Origin of the sequence: Nocardiopsis sp. CNR-923, assembly GCF_001942255.1 — a bacterium.
Classification (GTDB): Bacteria; Actinomycetota; Actinomycetes; order Streptosporangiales; family Streptosporangiaceae; genus Nocardiopsis.
This window is the reverse complement of the sequence record NZ_MKKC01000063.1, coordinates 48,437-62,655: the sequence shown is the minus strand read 5'-3', so window position 1 is coordinate 62,655 and position 14,219 is coordinate 48,437. Positions and strand designations below refer to the sequence as shown.

12 protein-coding genes and 1 pseudogene are annotated in these 14,219 nt (G+C 71.9%); 2 read left to right on the top strand and 11 right to left on the bottom strand.

What is annotated here, in order from left to right; genetic code table 11:
* The first annotated feature begins 54 nt into the window (after positions 1 to 54).
* Positions 55 to 1,464 (top strand): glutamate decarboxylase, encoded by a 1,410-nt coding sequence (locus tag BJF83_RS05585; RefSeq protein ID WP_262391340.1) that lies wholly within the window; start codon positions 55 to 57, stop codon positions 1,462 to 1,464.
* The gene (locus BJF83_RS05580; protein WP_075925445.1) at positions 1,461 to 1,844 is read left to right on the top strand and encodes a glutaminase; all 384 of its coding nucleotides are present in this window, start codon (positions 1,461 to 1,463) and stop codon (positions 1,842 to 1,844) included. Before BJF83_RS05585 ends, BJF83_RS05580 begins: the two co-directional genes overlap by 4 nt.
* Positions 1,845 to 1,870: 26 nt before the next feature.
* Here the strand turns inward: BJF83_RS05580 and BJF83_RS05575 are convergent, their stop codons facing one another.
* The 11 genes and pseudogenes from BJF83_RS05575 to BJF83_RS05530 form a co-directional block, all read right to left on the bottom strand.
* Positions 1,871 to 3,604 (bottom strand): serine/threonine-protein kinase, encoded by a 1,734-nt coding sequence (locus BJF83_RS05575; protein WP_075925444.1) that lies wholly within the window; start codon positions 3,602 to 3,604, stop codon positions 1,871 to 1,873.
* Between the two features lie 257 nt (positions 3,605 to 3,861).
* Complete coding sequence (locus tag BJF83_RS05570; RefSeq protein WP_075925443.1) at positions 3,862 to 4,953, bottom strand: cytochrome P450; 1,092 nt, start codon at positions 4,951 to 4,953, stop codon at positions 3,862 to 3,864.
* Positions 4,950 to 6,236, bottom strand: a complete 1,287-nt coding sequence (locus BJF83_RS05565) for a cytochrome P450 (RefSeq protein WP_075925470.1) — start codon at positions 6,234 to 6,236, stop codon at positions 4,950 to 4,952. The genes BJF83_RS05570 and BJF83_RS05565 overlap by 4 nt, the downstream gene beginning before the upstream one ends.
* 401 nt (positions 6,237 to 6,637) lie before the next feature.
* Positions 6,638 to 7,786, bottom strand: coding sequence for a heavy metal translocating P-type ATPase (locus BJF83_RS30890; RefSeq protein ID WP_394329298.1), 1,149 nt, complete (start codon positions 7,784 to 7,786; stop codon positions 6,638 to 6,640).
* Positions 7,741 to 8,994 (bottom strand): heavy metal translocating P-type ATPase, encoded by a 1,254-nt coding sequence (locus BJF83_RS30885; protein ID WP_394329295.1) that lies wholly within the window; start codon positions 8,992 to 8,994, stop codon positions 7,741 to 7,743. Before BJF83_RS30885 ends, BJF83_RS30890 begins: the two co-directional genes overlap by 46 nt.
* A 19-nt stretch (positions 8,995 to 9,013) precedes the next feature.
* Positions 9,014 to 9,202 (bottom strand): hypothetical protein, encoded by a 189-nt coding sequence (locus tag BJF83_RS05555; RefSeq protein ID WP_075925442.1) that lies wholly within the window; start codon positions 9,200 to 9,202, stop codon positions 9,014 to 9,016.
* Position 9,203: 1 nt separating this feature from the next.
* Positions 9,204 to 9,418, bottom strand: a pseudogene (locus tag BJF83_RS28535) (heavy-metal-associated domain-containing protein).
* A gap of 732 nt (positions 9,419 to 10,150) precedes the next feature.
* Positions 10,151 to 10,750, bottom strand: coding sequence for a GNAT family N-acetyltransferase (locus BJF83_RS05545; RefSeq protein WP_075925441.1), 600 nt, complete (start codon positions 10,748 to 10,750; stop codon positions 10,151 to 10,153).
* 190 nt (positions 10,751 to 10,940) lie between these two features.
* A complete protein-coding gene (locus BJF83_RS05540; protein WP_075925440.1) occupies positions 10,941 to 12,428 on the bottom strand; it encodes a sodium:alanine symporter family protein in 1,488 nt (495 codons plus the stop codon).
* 167 nt (positions 12,429 to 12,595) lie between these two features.
* Positions 12,596 to 12,883, bottom strand: coding sequence for a GNAT family N-acetyltransferase (locus BJF83_RS05535; RefSeq protein WP_075925439.1), 288 nt, complete (start codon positions 12,881 to 12,883; stop codon positions 12,596 to 12,598).
* A 228-nt stretch (positions 12,884 to 13,111) separates the two neighbouring features.
* Positions 13,112 to 14,053, bottom strand: a complete 942-nt coding sequence (locus BJF83_RS05530; protein ID WP_075925469.1) for a DUF5996 family protein — start codon at positions 14,051 to 14,053, stop codon at positions 13,112 to 13,114.
* Between the last annotated feature and the right edge of the window lie 166 nt (positions 14,054 to 14,219).

The following is a 14,219-nucleotide window of genomic DNA, read 5'->3' as shown; positions in this document are numbered from 1 at the left end:
CACCCATACTGTCCGTGACTTCCTTGTCACCCAAGGCGAGAGAGGGGTCACGCGGTGAGCGGTCCTCGGGAGAACCCGCACGACGACGTCTACGCACAGGGCCCGATGCGTCGCGGCGCGCCCACGACGCGGATCCCCGCGCACGGCAGCCCGGCGCGCACCGCCTACCGGCTCGTCCACGACGAACTCCTCCTCGACGGGGTGGCGCGGATGAACCTGGCCACGTTCTGCACCACCTGGGTGGAGCCCGAGGTCCGCCGGCTCATGGACGAGGCGCTCGTCAAGAACATCATCGACAAGGACGAGTACCCGCAGACCGCCGAGGTGGAGCGGCGGTGCGTGCGCATGGTCGCCGACCTGTGGCACGCGCCGGACCCCGCCTCCGCCATGGGCGCCTCCACCACCGGGTCCAGCGAGGCGGCCATGCTCGGCGGCCTGGCCGCCAAGTTCGCCTGGCGCGAGCGGCGCGAGGCCGCGGGACTGCCCGCTCACCGGCCCAACCTCGTCTGCGGCCCCGTCCAGGTCTGCTGGGAGAAGTTCGCCCGCTACTTCGACGTGGAGATCCGGCAGGTCCCGCTCGTCGGCGACCGGTTCGTCCTGACCCCCGACGACCTCGACCAGCACTGCGACGACAACACCGTCATGGTGGTCGCCAACTTCGGACAGACCTACACCGGCCTGTACGAGGACGTCGCCGGGCTGGCGGAGGCGCTCGACGACTTCGAGGAGCGCACCGGCCACGACATCCGCCTGCACGTCGACGGGGCCAGCGGCGCCTTCGTCGCGCCCTTCGTCAACCCCGACCTGGTGTGGGACTTCCGCCTGCCCCGTGTCCGGTCGATCAACGCCTCCGGCCACAAGAGCGGCCTGGCTCCCCTCGGATCGGGCTGGGTGGTCTGGCGCGACGCCGGGGACCTGCCCGAGGATCTGGTCTTCCGGGTGAACTACCTCGGCGGAAGCCAGGCCACCTTCAACCTCAACTTCTCCCGACCCGGCGGGCAGGTGATCACCCAGTACTACGACTTCGTTCGGCTCGGCCGTGACGGTTACGCGAACGTGCACGGCGCGATGTACGAGACCGCCCGGCACATCTGCGCCGGGATCACCGCCCTGGGGCCGTTCGAGGTGATCCACGACGGCGACCCGGGCAAGGGCATCACGGCCGTGTCCTGGCGGCTGGTCGGCGACGAGCCGTTCACGCTCTACGACCTGGCCGACCGGATGCGCACGCGCGGTTGGCTCCTACCCGCCTACCCGCTGCCCGCCGACCGGGGGAACGAGGTGATCCAGCGCGTCCTGGTGCGGCACGGGTTCAGCCACGACATGGCCGACCTGCTCCTGGACGACCTCGCGCGCAGCCTGGACCACCTGAGGACGCACCCGCCCGCGCCGTCGCTCACCCGGAAGGAAGCCGGCGGATTCAACCACGGCGCGCGCTCGGGCCCGAGAGGTGGGGGGAGTTGACCCCGGACCACGACCTGCCCCGGGTGCTCGACGACGTGATGGAACGGGTCCGCCCGCACATCGGCGAGGGTCGGGACGCCGACTACATCCCGGAGCTGAGCAAGGTCGACCCGTATCAGTCCGGGTTCGCGGTGGCCACCGTCGACGGCGTCGTGCACACGGCGGGCGACGCGGCGGGCGACACGGCGGGCGAGTTCGCCTACCGCTTCGGGCTGCCGTGCAAGAGCGGTGTGGGCTGCGGGATCCTGTCGGTGGCGCCGGGTCGGTACGCCGTGGCCGCTTGGGCCCCGGGCCCGGACCCCAAGCGGAACTCGGCGGCGGGGGCGCTGGCGCTGGCGCTGGAGGCCTTCACCGACATCACGCGCTGCTCGGTGTTCTGAGCCGCCGGACCGGGGCCCGCCGACGCTCAGGCGGCGGGCTCGAACGACTCGGCCATCCGGTCCAGGAGCGCTCGGTTGGCGTCGGGGTCGTCGTTGCTGGCGACGAGGAACAGCGCGTATCCCATGTTCTCGGTGTGGAAGCCCCGGTTGATGGCGTGCATCCGCCCGTCGCCGCCGTCGTAGGTGAACTCCCAGTCGGCGGCGCTGACGTAGGCGTCGGCCCAGTCGGCCTCGACGTCCTCGATCCCCGTGCGCGTGTACCCCCGGAAGTTCTGGCTGCCGACCGGTTCGAACGCGCGCCAGTCGTCACCGGCGTCGGGGTTCGGGGCGTCGGTCTGGTCCACCTGGAGGTACCCGCCGTCGGGGTTGTGGAAGAAGACGCTGGAGTCCCGCCGCTCGATCGTCCAGTCCTCGGGAACGTCGACGGCGAAGCCCGTGGAGTCCTCGTGACGGGTGAGGAAGTCCCACTCGTCGTCCTCCCCGGCGTCCGCCTCGTCTTCGCCTTCGCCTTCGCCGTCCTCGTCGTCGGCGGCGGCCTCGTCCGAGGGTGCGGCGTCCGGCTCCCGGGGCTCCCCGTCGGCGCCGACGCCCGCGTCGTCGACGGTGCTCCCGGCCAGCCCGGCCGGGTCCTGCGGTCGGTTCATGCTGACCAGGACGCTCGTGACCGCAACGCCGAGCAGGACCACGAGCACGGCGACGATCATGAGCATGCGGCTGCCCCATCCGGCGCCCGCCGCTCGCGCGGCTCCGGCGGGCCGGGGTCCCGGCGCGGGGGCGTCCAGGGAGTGCGCCGACGGGTCCGTGGCCCAGGCGACGTCCGCCGCGCCGCCGGTGACGGCGTCCGCGGGGTCCGTGGCCGGCGCCGCCCCCGGCGCCTCCGTGGTCCGGGTGGTCCCCAGCGTGACCGCTCCCCCGAACGAGGCGGCCTCCTCTGCGTCGCGGACCTCCCGCAGGAGGGCGCGCGCCTGGGCGATGGAGAGCCGGTCCTCCGGCTCCTTGGCGCACAGCCCCTCCAGAACCGGCCGGAGCGGTCCGGCCTCCACCGGTTCGGGCAGGTCCTGGGTGCAGATGGCGGTCAACGTCGCCATCGGCGTGGGCCGGTCGAACGGAAGCGACCCCTCCACCGCCTGGAAGAGGGTGACACCGAGGGCCCAGGCGTCGGAGGCGGGGCTGGCCTGGAATCCCTGCGCGACCTCCGGGGCGAGATAGCTGGGCGAGCCGATGAGCAGACCGGTGCTGGTCAGGTGGGTGGAACCGTCCAGGTGGGCGATGCCGAAGTCGGTGAGGACCGCGCGGTCGTCCCCGGCGATGAGCACGTTTCCGGGCTTGATGTCGCGGTGCACGATGCCCCGGCCGTGCGCCTCGGACAGGCCCGCGCACATCTGCTCGCCGATGTCGGCGACCCGCAGCACGGACAACGTTCCCTCGGACCGGACGAGGTCGCCCAGGGACGGCCCGTGGACCAGCTCCATGACGATCCAGGGACGGCCGTCCTCCTCGGCCACGTCGAACACCGTGATGATCGACGGATGGCTCAGCTGGGCGGCGCTGCGGGCCTCGCGGAGCATGCGGGTGCGCAGCACCTCCACCTCCTGCGCCGGGAGGCCGGGCGGCGTCGTCAGCTCCTTGACGGCGACGGGGCGGTCCAGGAGGGTGTCGGTGCCCCGCCAGACCCGGCCCATGCCGCCCTCGCCGATGATCTCGTCCAGGCGGTACCGGTTGGCCAGGGCACGGCTGGGTTCGGCCGCAGAGCTGTTCATCGTGGCGCGATTCCTCTGGAGGACAAGGGGAGAGGGACAGGGGACCGCGAAGGAGGGGCGCGGCGAGCGTCGGGGGACTCCAACGAGTCTAGAGACCCTTGACGGCGTCGGCACCGGCGGTGACGGTCCTCCGAGGCTTCCCCGCCGCCCTGGCATAGAGGGCACCCTCTCTGAAATGCGACGATCCCGCAGGAAGCGGGGCAAAACCCATTTCCGCGGGATCGTGACGGCCGGGCGTGTCCGACCCTGCGTCACTCTCAGCGCAGGCGCACCGGAAGTTCCTCCACACCGGCGACGACGATCGACGGCAGCGGCCTCAACCGCTCCGACGGCACGGCCAGGTCGAGCTTCGGGAACCGCTCGAACAGACGCGGCAGGACCTCCACGGCCTCCATCCGGGCCAGGCTCGCTCCCAGACAGTAGTGGCGGCCGTGGGAGAAGGCCAGGTGGGAGGTGTCCTCACGGGTGACGTCGAACTCCCCCGCCGTGGGCCCGTAGCGCTCCTCGTCCCGGCCGGCGGCGCCGTAGCCGAGCAGCAGCGGTTCGCCCGCCGGGACGCGCACCCCGGCCAGGTCGAGCTCGCGCGTGGTGTAGCGCATCGGGATGTACTCGCCCGGCCCGTCCCAGCGCAGCACCTCCTCGACCGCCGTGGACCAGTCCGCGCGGCCGCTCATGAGCAGGTCGAGCTGATCGCGGTGGGTGAGGAGGGCGCGCACAGCGTTCGCGATGAGGTTCATCGTGGTCTCGTAGCCCGCGCTGATGATGAGCAGCAGGCTCCACATCAGCTCGCTCTCGCTGAGGCGGTCGTCCTCGTCGCGGGCGGCGATCAGCGCGGTGGTGAGGTCGTCGCCGGGCTCCTCGCGCTTGGCCGCGATCAGCCCGGTGAGGACCTCGGTCATCTCCCCGAACGCCGCCATCGCCTGCTCCGGCGTGACGCTCTGGTCGAAGAACTGGCCGACCAGACGGTTGAGCTTCGGCCGGATCTCCTGGTCGAGACCGAACAGGTCGCTGATCACCGTCATCGGCAGGGGCTGGGCGACCAGCCTCCGCAGGTCCACGACGCCGTCCGCGGTGGCCGCGGCCTCCACACCGTCGAGCAGGCCGTCGACGATGGCGACGACGTTCCCGCGCAGCAGCTCGATCCGGCGCGGCGTGAACGCCTTGGAGACGAGCTTGCGCAGCCGGGTGTGCTCGCCCCCGTCACTGGTCAGCATGTTCTCGGCGATGATCCACGAGATGAGCGGCCAGTCCGACGGGATCTCACCCGCGTTGAACGCCCGCCAGTGCCGCTTGTCCTTCTGGACGTGCTGGCTGGCGAGGGCCTCGCTGACGGCCGCGTGGCCGGTCACGATCCACGCAGCAACCTCACCAGGAAGTTCGACAGGGACGACAGGGCCGATCGATCGGAGGTGGACGGCTTGGGACCGGAGGTTTCCCGGGGCGAGTCGGACGGGCTCCATGAGGGTCCTTCCACATCGGTGGGGGGCAGGGGCGACTGCGGTGTGAACCGGACGGGCAACTGGAGCGGGATGCAGGACAGCACGGTGATCTGCCAGCGCAGGTCCTCCCGCGGCACCGCCAGGCGCAGTCCGGGGAGTCGGGCGAGTAGGGCGCGCAACGCGATGCCGGTGATGGCGGTGGCCTCGTCACGGTTCGGGCAGCGGTGCGGCCCCGCGCCCCAGGCGACGTGGGCCCGGTTGGGCGACTCCTCCAGGCGCTCCGCGTTCTCCTGGCGGTAGAAGTGGTTGGCGGCGGCGAAGCTGAGCATGATCGGCTGTCCCGCCCGGATCGTCCGGCCCCCGTCGAGGGGAACGTCGATGCGCGGGTAGATCACCGGGTAGTTGATGATCGGCGGTTCCAGCCACAGGACGCGTTCGACGAGGTCGGACAGGGCGGCGTCGGAGGGGACCCGGCCCCCGGTGGTGACGGGATCGGCGAGGGCGGACCGGACGGCGGCGCCGATGAGGTTGGCGGTGGGCTCGTTGGCGGCGCCGACGATGAGGAGCATCTGCATGATGACCTCGTCGTCGCTGAGCCCGGCACGGTGCTGGATGAGGCGCGTGGTGACGTCGTCGCCCGGCTCGCGGTGCTTGGCGCCGACGACCTCGGAGAGGACTCGTTCGGCCTCGGCGTTGGAGCGTTCGGCGTCCACCCCCAGCCACAGGTTGCGCATGGCGGTCGCGAAGCGCATGCCCTGGTCCTCGTCGAAGCCGAAGAGTTCGTTGATGACCAGCATCGGGAGTACGCGGGCGTACTCGTTGAGCAGGTCGGCCTCACCGCGCTCGCAGAACTCGTCGATGAGGTCGTCGGCGTAGCGGTGGGTGACCTCGCGCAGGTGTTCCCCGGTGACGGCGCCGAGACTGTCGTTGATCGCACGGCGGTAGCGCTGGTGCTCGGACCCGTCGGTGAAGAGGGCGTTCATGCGGGGCGCCATCATCGGCAACAACGGGGAGTCGGGGTCGACGCGCCCCTCGCGGTAGTCCCGCCAGATCCGTGAGTCGTGAGTGAAGGCCGGGGTGTCGCGCGACCAGGCGATCAGGGTCTCGTAGTCGGTGACCAGCCACCCGTCGACGCCCGGTTCGAGTTCGACCGGCACCACGGGGCCGTGCTCGGCGCGCAGCTTCGCGTACACGGCGTACGGGTCGGGGTGCGGTTCACTCCGCTGGAACGTGGCGTGCGGGCATCCAGATGTCACGGGGGCCTCGTGGGAGGGGTGGAGGGCGAGGGAACGCGGGGCGGGGACGACGGTGAGGAGGCGGTTCGGGGTGCGGCTCCGTCCTTCGGTTCGCGAGGGCGCGGCGGGGAGGCGCCGTGCGGATCGGCACCCCGACCCACGCGGGGCTCCGCGCAAACCTAGCGGGCGGAAATGCGGAACGCGAGACCCGATTCACACCGAGTCATCCGGTTCTGACCGACCATCAGGGGTTTCGTCCAGATATTCCGGCTGTCCGCGGGCACGCGTCCGTCCCGGGACCCGAGTCCCGGGACGGTGCCGGGCGCGGCACGCGGTCGGCCGACTGCCCGGGAACCGGGTCAGGCGGCCCGGACGTGGTCCGAGAGCGGCCGGAACCGGCGCAGGCGCTGGCTGTTGGTCACCACGAACAGGCTCGACAGCGCCATCGCGGCCCCCGCCAGCATCGGATTGAGCAGACCCAGCGCCGCCAGGGGCAGCGCCGCGGAGTTGTAGGCGAAGGCCCAGAACAGGTTGCCCCGGATGGTCGCCAGGGTCCGCCGCGAGAGCCGGACCGCGTCCGCGGCGGCGCGCAGGTCCCCGCGCACGAGGGTCAGGTCGCTGGCCTCGATCGCGACGTCCGCGCCGGTGCCCATGGACAGCCCGAGGTCCGCCTGGGCCAGAGCGGCGGCGTCGTTGACCCCGTCGCCGACCATCGCCACCGTGCGCCCCTCGTCCTGGAGTCGCCGGACGACGTCCGCCTTGTCCTTGGGCAGGACCTCGGCGATCACCTCGTCGACGCCGACCTCGGCCGCCACGGCGCGGGCCACAGCCTCGTTGTCACCTGTGAGCAGGATCGGGGTGAGCCCGAGGTCGCGGAACTGGCGGACCGCCTCGGCGCTGGTGGGCTTGACCGTGTCGGCCACGACCAGGACCCCGCGGGCACGGCCGTCCCAGCCGACCGCGACGGCGGTACGGCCCGTCGACTCGGCGGCGGCCAGCGCGGCGGACAGGCTCTCGGGCAGGGGCTGCGACCGCTCCTCCAGCAGGGACGCCCGGCCGACCAGGACGGCGTGCCCGTCGACGGTCCCCTGGACGCCCCGGCCCTCGATGTTGGCGAAGTGCTCCGGCACCGGCAGGTCCGCCCCTCGCCCCCCGCCGCCTTCGACGGACGGTCTCCGGCCTCGGGACTCCTCTCGCGCGGACGCCGCCAACCGGACGTTGGCGCCCTTGGCGACCGCCCGGGCGACGGGGTGCTCGGAGGCGTTCTCCAGGGCCCCGGCCAGGCGCAGGAGTTCGTCCTCGTCCTCGCCGTCGGCGACAGTGACGCCCGTGAGGGCCATCCGGCCGGTGGTGACGGTACCGGTCTTGTCCAGGACGACGGTGTCGACGCGGCGCGTGCTCTCCAGGACCTCGGGTCCCTTGATCAGGATGCCGAGCTGGGCGCCCCGACCGGTGCCGACCATCAGCGCCATGGGCGTGGCCAGGCCGAGCGCGCACGGGCAGGCGATGATGAGGACGGCGACGGCGGCGGTGAAGGCGGCGGACGCGACCCGCCGGCGCCGAGCCAGAAGCCTAGGGTGCCGACGGCGATCATGATCGCGACCGGGACGAACACCCCGGAGACGCGGTCGGCGAGCCGTTGGACGGCGGCCTTGCCGTTCTGGGCGTCCTCGACCAGGCGGGCCATCTGGGCGAGCTGGGTGTCGGAGCCGACCCGGCCGGCCCGGACGACCAGGCGGCCGCCCGCGTTCACGGTGGCGCCGACGACGGCGGTCCCGGGCGAGACCTCGACCGGGACGGACTCGCCGCTGAGCATGCTCATGTCGACGGCGGAGGTGCCCTCCTCGACCGTGCCGTCCGTGGCGATCTTCTCGCCGGGGCGGACCACGAAGCGGTCGCCGACGGCGAGCCGGTCGACGGGGACGAGCTCCTCGCGCGCGGCGGAGCCCTCGCCGCGCAGGACGGTGACCTCCTTGGCGCCGAGTTCGAGCAGGGCGCGCAGGGCGGCCCCGGCGCGGCGCTTGGAACGGGCCTCGAAGAACTTGCCGAGGAGGATGAAGGACGTGACCCCGGCGGCGACCTCCAGGTAGATGTTGCCGGAGCCGTCGGTGCGGGCGATGGTGAACTCGAAGGGGTGGACCATGCCGGGGATCCCGGCGGTTCCGAGGAAGAGGGCGTACAGGGACCACAGGAACGCGGCGGTCACGCCGAGGGAGACCAGCGTGTCCATGGTCGCCGCGCCGAGCCTGAGGTTCTTCCAGGCCGAGACGTGGAAGGGAAGCGCGCCCCAGACGACGACCGGGGCGGCCAGGGCGAGGGAAGCCCACTGCCAGTAGGTGAACTGGAGGGCGGGGATCATCGCCATCGCGATGACGGGGGCGGAGAGCAGCAGGGAGACCAGCGCCCGGTTCCGCAGGTCCCGCGCGGGGTCCGGCGGATCGGCGGCGGCCGCCTCCGGCCCGGCGTCGCGCTGGGGGACGGTGGCCGTGTAGCCCGCCTGCTCGACCTGGGCGACGAGGTCCTCGACCGCGACCGGGGCGCCGTCGAAGGAGACCCGCGCCTTCTCGGTCGCGAAGTTGACGCTGGCCGTGACGCCGTCGATCCGGTTGAGCCGCTTCTCGACGCGGTTGGCGCACGCGGCGCAGGTCATGCCGCCGATGGCGAGCTCGACCGAGGCCGCGCCGGGCCGCAGCTCCCTGGTGCCGCTGGTATTCAATTCACCGCTCCTACCGCTGCTAGTGGTCCGTGGGGGAGGCGTCGTCGCCCTGCTCGGGGCCGGTGTCGCCGCCGGGGGTGCCCGTGACGGCCTGTGGGGCGGCGCCCTCCGGGAGGAGGGGGCCGGCCAGGGAGCCAACCCCGAACATCGCGGCGAACACGGCCACGAGCCCCGTGGCGAAGAGCGCGAGTCTCGTGGTCACGCCCATGTCAGTTGCGCACCTCGTATCCCGCCTCGTCGATGGCGGCGCGGACCTGCGCGTCCTTGACCGGCCCCTCGCTGGTGACCGTGACCCGCTGGGCCTGGAGGTCGACGCTGACGTCGCTGCGCCCGCGACACCCGTGACCTCCTGAGTGATGGCGTTGACGCAGTGTCCGCAGCTCATGCCGTCGACGTCGTAGACAGCGGTGGTCATGGTGGCCATGTCGTCTCCTGAGTACGCGTGTACCTCCGCGGTCCGGTGCCGGACCGCTCCAACTGAGGAAAACTATACCCCCTGGGGGTATTAGTTCGTCAAGTACATGAGCACGTCCGCCCGACGCGTCTTCGAGATTACCCCAGGGGGGTACAAGTCCACGGCAGGGAGCGACCGGAGCGGGAGACACCGCGGCCCTGGCCGGGGCCGCGCACACGCGTTCCCGGCCACACGACCGCCCCCTGACGCGCACCGACCGTCCGGCCGTCCACGACCCGGCGAACCGCCCTGGCGCCGCCCCGCGCCCGCGCGGTCCACGCGTCGCAGGGGGGCGCGTCCCACCGGCCGCCTCGTGCCGCCCCACCTCGCCCGAGGGTCGGATTCAGCCCTCGGGCCGCGCCTTCGGACCGGCCCCACGGGGGAGAGGACACCGACGGGCCGGATCCACTCCGATCGGTCGATACCCTCCCCCGGTTCCCCGGCGACCTTCCGCGCGCGTTTCGGACGACCTCATCCCGCCGATTCGGCACGGCCCGCCCCCGACGACCGGGGCCGCCCGCCGACACGCCCCCGCGTGAGCCCCGGCCCCGGGAAGAGGGGGTGCGTGCCGCAGAGAATCAGCCCACGCCCACGCGCGAGCCCCGACCCGCCACGGCGAGCCGGCGCGGCCCGACGCACCGACGCGCCGCGCCCATGCGCACGGCCCGGCGAGCGCGCTGAGCCGTCCGCGCGGGCCCCGCGTCAGTCGGACTTCAACGCCAGCCGAGCGACCACGCGCTCGCTGCTGTGGTGCGGGGCCAGCGAGAACCCCGCGCGCTGGTACATCTCGACCGTCCCCGTGTAGACCTCCGCGCTCGGTGCCCGGCCACCCGCCGTGTCCACGGGATAGGCCTCCAACACCCGGGCGCCGTTGGTCCGCGCGTACTCGATGGCCCCGTCCAGCAGACGGCTGCCGAGCCCCCGGCGCCGACGCCTCGGCGGCAGCCAGAAACAGACGAGCGCCCAGACGCCCGGCTCGTTGGGGTCGGCGGGCCGCAGCGACCGCGACCGCGAGAGCCGGATGAAATCCGCCCGGGGCGCCACGGACACCCAGCCGCACGGCCCGTCCTCGTCGTAGGCGATCAGCCCGGGGACCCGGCCGTCCAACGTCAGCCGCCGCAACTCCTCCTTGTTGTCCACCCCTCGCCGAGAGCGCTCGCACGAGGTGCTGGCCGTGTGGTCCTTGGCCCGCCTGCGGAAGAACGTGCACCAGCAGTGCCCGTAGGCCCCGGTGGGTCCGAACAGGTTCTCCAGGTCCTCCCACCGCTCGGCGGTGGCGGGCTCGATTGAGACGATGGACATCGGACTCCCTCGACGAGACGCACGGACCGCCACAACTGTGATGCTGCACACTAGCGCCTCATCTCCGTGACCGAAAGCACACAGTTGTCCGGAAACTACGGAATCTTCGCGTTCACAGTGAAGAACGTGCCTCGCCCGTGCACGCGCGGAGGCGGTGCTCCGGCCGTCGGCCAGCGCACCGCCCCGGGGGTCACCGCGCCCCGGACCCGGAGGTGACCTCCTCCTCCGACTCCCAGCACTCGATCCCCCGCAGGTCCGGCATCCGGTCCCGCGTGAACACCGGGTCCCGGCCCTGCCTCCGCTGCTGGTTGTAGTCCTTGAGCAGCCGGAACGCGACCGCCGCGAGGGGCGTGATCGCCAGCAGGTTGATCAGCGCCATCGCGCCCATCGTGGTGTCGGCCAGCGTCCAGACCAGGTCGATCGAGCCCAGCGCCCCCAGGAAGGTCGCCAGCAGGAACACAGCCTTGTACCCGACCAGCGCACCGCTGCTCCGGGTGAGGTACTCGACGTTCGACTCGCCGTAGTAGTAGTTGCCGAGCACCGACGTGAACGCGACCAACAGGATGATCGCGGTCATCAGGTGCAGCGCCCACGGCCCGAGCGACGTCATGACCGCCTGCTGAGCCAGATCGCCCTCCAGACCGCTGTCGAACGACCCCTCGGAGGCGAGGAGGATGATGAAGGCGGTCACCGTGCACAGCAGCAGGGTGTCGAAGTACACGCCGAGCGTCTGCACGAGGCCCTGCTTGACCGGGTGCGTCACCGAGGCGCTGGCCGCCGCCACCGGCGCCGACCCCAGACCGGCCTCGTTGGAGAACATGCCCCTGCGCACGCCCTGGATGATCACCGTGCCGAGGGTCGCGGCGCCGAACTCCCGCAGACCGAACGCGTGCTCGAAGATCAGCGCGAGCACGCTGGGCAGCACCTGCCAGTTCATCGCCATGATGACCAGGCCGAGGACGACGTACAGTGCGGCGAAGGACGGGATGAGCGCCTGGGCCGTGTGCGCGATCCGGCGGACGCCGCCGAAGATCACCAGGCCCGTGACCACGACGAGCACGACGCCGACTGCGGCCGACAGCCACACGCCCGAGCCGAGACCCAGGGTCTCGGAGGAGTTGGCGATCGCACCGGCGATGGTGTTGCTCTGCACGGCGTTGAACACCATCGGGAAGGTCAGGATGAGGACGACCGCGAACAACGCCCCCAGCCACCGCTGACCCAGCGCCCGTTCCATGTAGTACGCGGGGCCGCCGCGGTATCCGGAGCGGTCGCGCACCTTGTACAGCTGGGCGAGCGTCGCCTCCACGAAGCTGGCCGCGCCGACGACCGTCGCCATCGTCCACATCCAGAACACCGCGCCCGGCCCCCCGAGCGCGATGGCGACCGACACGCCGACGATGTTTCCGGTGCCGACGCGGCCGGCTGCCGAGATCATGAACGCCTGGAGCGACGACACCGCCTTCTTCCCGTCTGCGCCCGCTCCGGCGTCCCCCGCAGCCCGGAACATCTCGGGCAGCATCCGGATCTGGACCAGGCCGGAGCCGAAGGTGAAGTACAGGCTGACGACGACGAGGAGGGGGATCACCCCCCAGGCCCACAGGATGTCGTTGTTGAAGTCCCCGATGGCACCGGTCACGCGCTCGTTGAGAGTGGGGGCTGCGTCTGCGACTAACACGACGGGGGAGCTCCTTCGCTCAGGGGTACGGGTCGTTGCCGTATACCCTGCGCTCTGGGCGATTCACTCATCGCTCCACACCTTCGCCGGAAGGTGACGGATCCGACACAGAAGTGTTTCTCGGTGCACGCGGGAGGAACCCGGACCCGTCGCCCGGGTCCCGGCCCTCACCCTCCGTGGACCAGGTCCCCGTAGGCGGGGTGACGCTTCAGGAACGCCCGGACGAACGGGCAGATCGGCACGACCTTCAGGTCGCGGGCGCGGATGTCGTCGAGCGACTCGCGCACGAGCGCGCTGGCCACCCCCCGGCCCTCGAACGCTGACTCCACCTCCACGTGGGGAAGTGCGAGCACGCCCTCCTCGATCAGGTGGTAGGCGGAGAAGCCCACCACCCGCCCGTCGGCGCTCGCCTCGTACCTCGACCGCTCCGGTGCGTCGACGACGGTCAGATCCATGCCACTCCCCCGCTCCGGGCGCCCTTCGCGGGCGCTGCGTGCGCGTCGCGAACCACCACGTTCCGGAGCCCATTCCCCCAGAAAATCCGCGCACACAAAGGAACGGGATTTTACCCCTGGAAGTTCCCTACATGACCCTTTTCCGACCAACCGTGCGCCGGGTGCCCGGAGACCGGACACCCGGCGCACACCCCGGAAGCGGGTTCCCCGGGGATTCCCGCCGCGGAATCAGGACTGGTCGAGGTGCGGATCGGTGATCCCGCCGGGGCAGGCCAACGCGTCGAGGTCCCATCCGGCCAGCTCCGCCCCCGCCCGGTAGGCGCTCTCCAGGAACTCCAGGACCGTGGCACGGGGATCGGGCGCCGTGCGCGCGTCGGCGTACCGCAGCAGCGCGAGGTGCCCCCGGCCGCTCTCCACCCACTCGGCGGAGGCGGGCCAGAGGCGTCGTTCGGTCAGGCCCCGGGGTTCGGGCACGGTGTAGGAGTAGAAGCACGGTTCGGGGACGGCGTCGTCGCCGAACCAGAACCCGAAACTCACCGCCTCCCGCGAATACGCCTCGCGGATCAGCGGTCCCGCCTCCCGTGGCTGCGGGACCGGATGCGGTGAGAAGCGGGTGACCGCGAGGTCGAACGTGTGCCAGAAGTGGTGCACGGGGCTGGTCTTACCGGAGAACCCGGCCGAGAACTCCTCCAGGATCAGGTTGACCTGGCTGAGGATCTGCCAGTACCGCGTGGCGTGCGCCGGGTCGTAGGCGGCGTGCTCGTGGTCGTCCGCGAACGGGCGGTCGGCGTCGGGCAGGTCGAACGGGTGCGCCTCCGGGATACTCCCGTCCACGCCGAGGCTGTCCAGCGCGGACTGGAACCGCAGGTAGAACGAGGCGACGCTGTTGCCCTGGAGCGGGAAGGACACCCGCGCGCCGTCGATGTTCGACGCGACCAGCTGGTGGCGGACGAAGTCGAAGTCGACGCTGAACACCGGGTTCCCGTCCACCACGCCCATCGGGCGCGTGGTGATCCCGGTCCCCGTCAGATGGAAGGGCACGTGCCACCAGTGGTTGCGGCGCGGGCTGTGGCGCAGGCGCGTCTTGCCGACGATCTGCTCGAAACGGTGCAGCGTCTGCTTGGTGTCGTACCAGTCCGCGAGCGGGAAGGGCGGGAACAGCTCCGTCATGCCGGGTCTCCTGGGCAGTGCGTGCGAGACGGGTGCGGGTCGGGCCCGGGCGGGACGGATCAGCGCGAGCCGCACCCTGGACCGCTGGCTCCCTCGTCCCCCTCGCCGTCGTTCGCGCCCGCGGACACGCGCGTCTGCTCGTCGTCGCCGCTCCGTGGACGCGGGG

Excerpts from the sequence above, each read along its gene's own strand:
- BJF83_RS05535 (WP_075925439.1), bottom strand. The coding sequence starts at position 12,883 with ATGGATCTGACCGTCGTCGACGCACCGGAGCGGTCGAGGTACGAGGCG.
- BJF83_RS05530 (WP_075925469.1), bottom strand. The coding sequence starts at position 14,053 with ATGACGGAGCTGTTCCCGCCCTTCCCGCTCGCGGACTGGTACGACACC.
- BJF83_RS05575 (WP_075925444.1), bottom strand. The coding sequence starts at position 3,604 with ATGAACAGCTCTGCGGCCGAACCCAGCCGTGCCCTGGCCAACCGGTAC.
- BJF83_RS05545 (WP_075925441.1), bottom strand. The coding sequence starts at position 10,750 with ATGTCCATCGTCTCAATCGAGCCCGCCACCGCCGAGCGGTGGGAGGAC.
- BJF83_RS05555 (WP_075925442.1), bottom strand. The coding sequence starts at position 9,202 with ATGGGCGTGACCACGAGACTCGCGCTCTTCGCCACGGGGCTCGTGGCC.